The 1,161-nt window shown below is 52.9% G+C and carries 1 protein-coding gene; it reads left to right on the top strand.

Annotation, left to right across the window (positions count from 1 at the left end; translation table 11 throughout):
* Positions 1-1,161 (top strand): Ig-like domain-containing protein (locus QUB30_RS33715; protein ID WP_333342735.1); only part of this gene is annotated, 1,161 nt, incomplete at both ends.

The following is a 1,161-nucleotide window of genomic DNA, read 5'->3' as shown; positions in this document are numbered from 1 at the left end:
GCCGGTGCAACAACCGCAACCATTACCCTTGATGTTGTAGGCGATACGGTAGCTGAAGGCAACGAGGCGATCGACGTTACCCTATCGAATCCCACAGCGGCGGCGGGTTATTCGGCTACAATTCCCGTTGTCACCCCCGTCACGACTACTATCATAGCGAATGCAGACACGACTCCCCCCACCGCACCCATCATCACCACCCCTAGTGGCACCACTAACGACACCACACCCACGTTAACGGGGACGGCAGAAGCCAACAGTACCGTTAATATCTTACAAGGGACAACGGCACTGGGAACAGCCACAGCGGATGCTTCCGGGAATTGGACATTTACCCCCACGACTCCCTTAACCGATGGCAATTATGCTGTAACGGCTACGGCTACTGATGCGGCGGGGAATACTTCTACTGCTTCAAGTGCAGTTAGTCTCATCGTAGATGCTACAGCACCGACAGTACCTACAATCACCACTGCCGCTGGCGCAACTAACGACAACACTCCCACAATTACCGGAACTGCCGAAGCTAATAGTACCGTCAACATTTTACAAGGCACAACTTCTCTGGGCACTGCTACTGCAGATGCTTCGGGTAAGTGGACATTTACGCCGGCTGCTGCTTTAGCCGACGGCACTTATGCCTTCACTGCTACAGCCACAGATGCAGCGGGTAATACTTCTACTGCTTCCACTCCAGTTAATTTGACAATAGATGCGACAGCATCAAGCGTACCCACCTTCACGACTACCCCCGGCACAACTAACGACAACACTCCCACTCTGACGGGGACGGCAGAAGCCAATAGTACCGTCAACATTTTACAAGGCACAACGCCTTTAGGTACTGCTACGGCAGATGCTTCGGGTAAGTGGACATTTACGCCGGCTACTGCTTTAGCCGACGGCACTTATGCCTTCACTGCTACAGCCACAGATGCAGCGGGTAATACTTCTACTGCTTCCACTCCAGTTAATTTGACAATAGATGCGACAGCATCAAGCGTACCCACCTTCACGACTACCCCCGGCACAACTAACGACAACACTCCCACTCTGACGGGGACGGCAGAAGCCAATAGTACCGTCAACATTTTACAAGGCACAACGCCTTTAGGTACTGCTACGGCAGATGCTTCGGGTAAGTGGACATTTACGCCGGCT

This window comes from Microcoleus sp. BROC3 (assembly GCF_036702515.1).
Classification (GTDB): domain Bacteria; phylum Cyanobacteriota; class Cyanobacteriia; order Cyanobacteriales; family Microcoleaceae; genus Microcoleus.
The sequence above is the reverse complement of the archived record's forward strand: the minus strand, read 5'-3'. Positions and strand labels throughout refer to the sequence as shown.